The organism is Methylophaga muralis (assembly GCF_001720165.1).
GTDB classification, from domain to species: domain Bacteria; phylum Pseudomonadota; class Gammaproteobacteria; order Nitrosococcales; family Methylophagaceae; genus Methylophaga; species Methylophaga muralis.
In genome coordinates this window covers 1-7,242 of the sequence record NZ_MCRI01000060.1, presented here as the reverse complement: position 1 = coordinate 7,242, position 7,242 = coordinate 1, and the positions used below count along the sequence as shown (strand labels likewise).

Below are 7,242 nucleotides of genomic sequence, written 5' to 3'. Positions count from 1 at the left end.
AGCCTGACTCTGCAGGATAGCCAGTTTGATCATTTACCTGCAAGATTCGTTGCTTGATATCTTCTTTCGTTGCTGTAAAAACATAAGGAGCCAGGTCACGAAGCCTTCCTTGTATATAGGGAGAAACATCTGCCCCCTGCAAAAATAATTCTGTGCGGACTTCGCATATACGCATGATGCCCTCGCGAAAACCAACAATAGTTGCAGCGGGCCGTCGATCTTCGCCCAAGGTCCATCCCCTGCTTTGCCATTCCTGATAACAATCCGTGATTAAGCTTTGTGAACTTTGCATATCTGCTGCCACAAGCAAGTTTGAGTACATTGAAAATAAAATAACAATCAGTTTTTTCATTTATAGCCATCTCAGCTGTTATTCATAATTAGATATGACTGGCAAAAAACCGTGAAAAATTCCTGCATCACTAAATGAATGCGCTGCTGAGGTGCAAAGCTGCTGTTTTGTGGTGCGAATAATCTTTCATTACCCCAATCAAAAACATTAACCATATGTTTTTAAATGATTTAATTTTTTGGCATCGTTAATGCAATAACAAAGTTGTAGTTTTCTTCAGTGCATGTTCGTTCTCTCTCGCTGCGTGCTGAGCTTTGGGTAAACCTTCGGGTTTACCCTTTTTTTGACAGTTTTATAGCCTTAATCAAAACACGCTCTAAATAAAATCCTAGCTAATGTAAATTTTTCCGATCAGAACGGCTCAATTGAAACAGATCAACAATCTAATCAATCTGAGTCTCAAATTTTACGAATCAATTTTCACACTGATTTCTTTGGATAGTTCTAAGCCAACCCCGTCAAGCTAACGCTAAAAAGACCCTGCTTTAATACCAACATGAAGTTTTTCCCTATACCGGTATGAAACTTGCGTCAGGGAATTTCAATATCGATTGGAACAGGCAATGGTGATGGTCAATCTTTCTACAAACATTCAGAATTTCCTAAGCGCGCATCAGCTATCAGCTAAATACGCACAACAAATTGATGATTGGTTTGCTGAGGTCGTTAAGGAATTGGTTTTGCACCAAAAGGGAGCAAAACGCCCCATAATCATCGGCATCCATGGTGCGCAAGGTTCAGGCAAAAGTACTTTAGCTGAATGTTTGGTTCACATATTAACCACCCAACACCATAAATCTGCAATTGCCTTATCCTTGGATGATTTCTATCTAACTCATCAACAACGAGTCGACCTAGCCAATACTGTTCATCCGTTATTGGCTACTCGAGGTGTACCAGGAACCCATGATGTTGAACTGGCATTATCGACCTTGGACAAATTACTCTCACAAAGAAAAAACATTGCCATACCGCGTTTTGATAAAGCACACGATGATCGTTTTCCTGTTGAACAATGGCCAGTATTAGAAAGCGCACCCAAATTTATTGTATTGGAAGGCTGGTGCATGGGTGCATGTCCTCAACCTGAAGAAGCCTTAACCACTCCAATCAATAAACTCGAACAAAGTGAAGATCCGGATGCTTATTGGCGACACTTTGTAAATCAAAAACTCGAGCAGGAATATCAAGCCCTGTTCCAAAGAGTGGATAGCTGGATCATGCTTAAAGCACCTAATTTTGACTGTATCTATGACTGGCGATTGGAGCAGGAAGAAAAACTGCAACAAGTCGTCAGCTCAACTGAAAACAAAATTATGAATGCCGATGATATCGCGCGGTTTATTCAATATTATCAACGTGTGACCCAACACTGTCTGGATACACTACCGGAACAAATGGATTATGTTTTTGAACTTAATATGGAAAGAGATATCGTGGCCTTGAAACGTCCGAAACAATCCCCCCCTGGAGCATCATGCCCCAAGGCCTCATTGTTAGTATTTACCGATCTGGATGGCAGTCTGCTGGATCATCATAATTATCGTCACGATGAAGCGGATCCCGTCTTGGAAAGACTTAAACAGCTGCAAATACCACTTATTCCTGTCAGCAGTAAAACCCAGTCTGAAATTGAACAAATAAGTGAATCACTGGAAAACCCACATCCCTTTATTTGTGAAAATGGGGCGGCAGTATTTATTCCAGTGAATTATTTTTCTAACCAGCCAACTGATACTAAAACCAGTGGTAAGTATTGGATAAAAGAATTTGTTCAACCACGCTCCCATTGGCAATCCATTATCAAATCGGTGGAACCATTATTTAATGATGATTTCACCACGTTTGCCCAAGCGGGTATTGACGGCATTATCGCCATGACCGGTTTGGATGTGCATGCCGCAGCGCGTGCAGCACGAAGACAATATGGAGAAGCTCTGGCCTGGCATGGTAATCCGCGTAAGCAAAAACAATTTATAGAAGAAGTCCGAAAACGTGGCGCACAAGTTTTAATAGGTGGGCGCTTCATGCATGTTTCAGGACAATGTGACAAGGGCAAAGCTATCCAATGGCTTAAACAGGTTTATGAAAATTTCTGTCCAGACAAACGCTTTACCAGTCTGGCAATTGGAGATAGTCAAAACGATGTGGCCATGCTGGAAACAGCTGATATGGCTTTATTGATTCCATCTCCAGTGAACGCACTACCCTTATTAAAACGACATCACGATGTAATGCAGGCAGCACATTGTGGACCTCGAGGTTGGGCGGAAGGTGTCCAGCAAGTCTTACAGCAGCTCCACCTAGGCACAGCATTAGTGCATTAATAACAAAGGGCTCCCATGGCAGACTTTCATCAGAACGGTATTATCACGACACTACATAATCTTACACATCGACATCTGGCAGATTTAGAACAAGATCTGGTGCAGTTCAGCCAGCAACGTCCCATGGGGTTATTGTTACCCTCTCTTTTTTCGGAGCTGCAAGGCGAAGCCCTGCCCGCCATTGTTCAGCAATTAAAAACCGTCCCGTATTTATCAGAAATTGTGATTGGGCTGGACCGAGCCAATGCCGATGAATTTAAACATGCTTTAGGTTTTTTTAGTGATTTGCCCCAACATCATCGGGTTATGTGGCACGACGGACCACGGTTAAGTGCGATTGATGCCGAATTACAAGCTTTGAATCTGGCTCCACATCAAGCTGGTAAAGGCCGAAATGTCTGGTATTGCATGGGATATATTTTAGCTTCAGGCAAAGCCGAATCAATTGCATTGCATGATTGTGACATTGTTACTTACAACACCGAACTATTGGCCAGATTAATATATCCCGTCGCTAATCCGATGTTTAATTATGAATTTTGCAAAGGCTATTACGCCAGAGTTTCAAGCGGAAAACTGAATGGCCGGGTCAATCGTTTATTAATCACGCCACTTTTGAGAGCACTTAAGAAGGTCATGGGCCCAAGTGATTACCTCGATTATATGGATAGCTTTCGTTATTCATTAGCTGGGGAGTTTTCCTTCCGCCGTGATGTATTAAGTGATATCCGTATCCCTAGCGATTGGGGTCTGGAAATCGGTGTGTTATCTGAAATGCATCGAAACTACGCCAATAACCGACTATGTCAGGTCGATATCGCCGATATTTATGATCACAAACATCAGGATCTTTCTACCGACGATCAGCAAGGCGGTTTATCAAAAATGTCAGTAGATATTTCCAAAGCTCTATTCCGAAAACTTGCCACCAAAGGGACTGTTTTCAGCCCTGAACATTTTCGTAGTATTAAAGCTACCTATTACCGTATTGCATTGGATTTTGTGGAAACCTATCGAAATGATGCAGTGATGAATGGTTTGAAATTTGATATTCACCAGGAAGAAGCTTCAGTAGAGATGTTTGCACGTAACATCATGGACGCTGGACAGATTTTTCTGGACAACCCGATGGAAACACCTTTTATCCCTAGCTGGAATCGGGTGCAAAGTGCCTTGCCGGATATTTTCGAACGGATCTATCAGGCGGTGGAAGATGATTATCTGGAATATTCTGCTTAGGGGCTAAGTAATGACACAAACACCCGAGCGTCCAGCGGTTTTCCAAAATGTGCTTTATCATCTGACGACTGTCTACGGCGAAATCCAAGACTCTCAAACGCTTTCTAGTTTAGCTAATGAGTTATTGGCTATAATGCAAGTCAGCCCCGAAGCTCAGTCTCCTCAACCGTATAAAAATAAATGGCAGGCTAATGATATCGCCATGATTACTTACGGTAATAGCATTCTGAAAAGCGATGAAGCACCATTGCAAACGCTTAAACGGTTTCTGGATGATTATTTTGCAGAGAGTATTAATACGGTACATATCCTGCCGTTTTTTCCCTTCTGCAGTGATGATGGTTTTGCGGTGAAGGATTTTTTTCAGGTCAATCCTGAATTAGGCGATTGGTCGGATATCAATGCTATCGCCAAAGATTACCGACTGATGGCAGATTTAGTGATTAACCATGGCTCAAGTAGCAGCCAATGGTTTCAGAATTTTATCGCCGGTCACGGTGAGGGCCATGATTATTTTTATACTTGTGAGGCAGATACACCGATATCGCAAGTAGTCCGCCCACGAATCACACCGTTGTTAAGAGAGACAGAAACGGCTAATGGTATTAAACATGTCTGGTGTACTTTTAGCCACGAACAGGTAGATTTTGACTTTCGTAATATCGAAGTACTTAAAACCTTTGTAAAAATTATTCGATTTTATCTGGATCAGGGTATACGCCTGTTTCGACTTGATGCTGTGGCGTTTTTATGGAAACAGCCCGGCACTAACTGCCTAAACTTACCGCAAACCCATGAGTTAGTGAGATTACTACGTTTATTGATTGAACAAGCTCAAAATGATGCGGTGATCATTACTGAAACCAATATCCCAAACCGGGAAAATCTCAGTTATTTTGGCAACGCCAATGAAGCCCATTGGATCTATAACTTTTCATTACCACCGCTATTACTCAACAGCCTAATAACTGGTAATTGTTTTTATTTACGCCAGTGGCTTATGAGTATGCCTCCCGCGCAAAATGGTACTGCCTACTTTAACTTTATTGCATCACATGATGGTATTGGCCTGCGGCCTGCCGAAGGTCTGTTAACTGATAGTGAAATTGCCGCTCTTATCTCAACCATGCAGGGTTTTGGTGGTGAAATTTCCTGGCGTGCCGCTGAAAATAGTATTAAAAAACCCTATGAAATCAATATTTCGCTATTTGATGCGTTGCAAGGAACATTAAAAGGCCCCGATCAATGGCAACAGGCCCGGTTTATCTGTGCCCATGCAATTATGCTGGCACTCGAAGGTATACCGGGAATTTATATTCATAGCCTGTTAGCCTCCGGCAATGATTACCAACGGCTGGAGAAACAACAACATAATCGCGCTATTAATCGTCATCAATGGGACGATGCAGCCATTCGGGCGGCGTTAAAACATCCAACAAATAATCACTCTATGGTTTATCAAAAACTCACTGAGCTTATTAAACTTCGTATACAACAAGCTGCTTTTCATCCGAATGCCACGCAATATACATTACAAATGGGTGATTCTTTATTTGGCTTCTGGCGACAAAGTATTGATCGTCAACAAAGCATATTCTGTATATTTAATATCAGTGATCAGGCTCAAATACTTCGCATTGCCGATCTCAATCTGGTGGCCACCGATAACTGGCATGATCTTATCAGTGGCAATGTTATCGAATCTTGGCAAAGTGAAATTCAGCTGTCCCCTTATCAAAGCCTCTGGCTGAGCAATCGCTGATCCCCGTATTTTCAAAGTTAAGGATTTATTCATGACCGAACAAGTTGATATCCATAAATGTCTTTTCCCCGTCGCCGGCTATGGCACACGTTTTTTGCCGGCCACTAAAGCTATGCCGAAAGAAATGTTACCTATCGTTGATAAACCTTTGATTCAGTACGGTGTAGAAGAAGCGATGGAAGCCGGATTGTATAGCATGGGTTTTATTACTGGGCGAGGAAAAAGAGCCATCGCCGATCATTTTGATACCAGCTTTGAATTGGAACAGCAAATCCAGGGAACCAGCAAAGAGTCTTATCTTACCGATATCCGTAATGTTATGGATTCATGCGATTTTATTTTTATGCGTCAACGTGAAATGTTAGGTTTAGGCCATGCCATTTTGACGGGTGAACCAATCATTGGGCACGAAGCTTTTGCCGTATTACTAGCGGATGATTTATGTGCCACGCCAGAATCTGGTGGCAAACGCGCCTTAGGGCAACTTGTCGAACTGTACAGAAAACATCAATGCACCATCGTAGCAATTGAAGAAGTGCCAGCCGATGCAACGGGTAGTTATGGTGTCATTTCTGGCGAGGAAATTGAACCGGATATTTATCGTGTTACGGATATGGTTGAAAAACCCAAGCCAGAAGACGCACCAAGTAATTTAGCCATCATCGGCCGTTATGTTTTGACTCCCGATATCTTTGAGTACTTACGCAATACACCACCTGGGGCAAATGGCGAAGTACAAATTACTGATGCCATCCGTGCTATGGCTCAAGAAAAGCCGGTACTGGCAGTTAAATTTAAAGGTCACCGCTTCGATTGCGGCAGCATTGCCGGTTATGTTGAAGCTACTAACTACTATTTCAAAAAACAATATGGTTAATCTGCATAAGTAAAAATCAACTGCAAATTACGATCTTTAGCGAGTTTTTAAAATGTATATTTGTTAATAACGCTTCAAGGATAAGTTCGCAGTTGGCCTACCACAACGCCCTGAATACTGAGCCGTTTAGCATCAATCGTTACAGGTTCAAACGCGTCATTTGCAGGCATTAAAGTAATGGTGCCATCTTTATTGACCAACATGGTTTTAAGGGTGGCATCATAACCATCAACCAAAGCAACAATCATGTCACCGTGCTTAGCCTGTCTGGTCGACTCCACAACCACATAATCACCAGACATAATGCCTTTACCGATCATCGACTCACCACTGATTTTGAGAACATATCGTCCTTTACCTTTGAACATGATGCCAAGGTCAATTTCAGACTCATCTGGCACGGCTTCAATCAAACGGCCAGCAGCAATTTTACCCATCATCGGCAATATAAGAGATTGATCTGAGGTTGCTGGTTCGTTCAACTGTAAACCACGCGTTCTGCCAGTAAGTCGTTCCAAGTAGCCACCATCAATCAAAGCTTGAATATACCGATGAGTAGTGCCTTGCGAGGCAATCCCCAATCCCTCAGCAATTTCGGTCACCAGGGGGGCTTCACCATTTTTTTCAATGTAATGACGAATAAAATTGAGCGTATCTTGTTGTCTTTTGGTTAGCATGGCTATTT

Annotated in this window: 5 protein-coding genes and 1 pseudogene; 4 read left to right on the top strand and 2 right to left on the bottom strand. The window is 42.4% G+C overall.

Annotated elements, in window-relative coordinates; genetic code table 11:
* Window positions 1-352 (bottom strand): annotated as a pseudogene (locus A9E74_RS13190) (hypothetical protein); the annotation flags it as partial.
* 551 nt (window positions 353-903) lie between these two features.
* Between A9E74_RS13190 and A9E74_RS13185 the strand changes: the two are divergent.
* From A9E74_RS13185 to galU, 4 genes are read left to right on the top strand one after another with little or no spacing between them, the layout of a single operon-like run.
* A complete protein-coding gene (locus A9E74_RS13185; RefSeq protein ID WP_245652173.1) occupies window positions 904-2,679 on the top strand; it encodes an HAD-IIB family hydrolase in 1,776 nt (591 codons plus the stop codon).
* Window positions 2,680-2,694: 15 nt separating this feature from the next.
* Window positions 2,695-3,918, top strand: coding sequence for a glycosyltransferase family protein (locus tag A9E74_RS13180; RefSeq protein ID WP_069297066.1), 1,224 nt, complete (start codon window positions 2,695-2,697; stop codon window positions 3,916-3,918).
* 10 nt (window positions 3,919-3,928) lie between these two features.
* Window positions 3,929-5,680 (top strand): sugar phosphorylase, encoded by a 1,752-nt coding sequence (locus A9E74_RS13175; RefSeq protein WP_069297065.1) that lies wholly within the window; start codon window positions 3,929-3,931, stop codon window positions 5,678-5,680.
* Between the two features lie 31 nt (window positions 5,681-5,711).
* A complete protein-coding gene (galU, locus tag A9E74_RS13170) occupies window positions 5,712-6,557 on the top strand; it encodes a UTP--glucose-1-phosphate uridylyltransferase GalU (protein ID WP_069297064.1) in 846 nt (281 codons plus the stop codon).
* Window positions 6,558-6,631: 74 nt separating this feature from the next.
* Here the strand turns inward: galU and lexA are convergent.
* Window positions 6,632-7,242 (bottom strand): transcriptional repressor LexA (gene lexA / locus A9E74_RS13165; protein WP_245652172.1); only part of this gene is annotated, 611 nt, incomplete at its 5' end.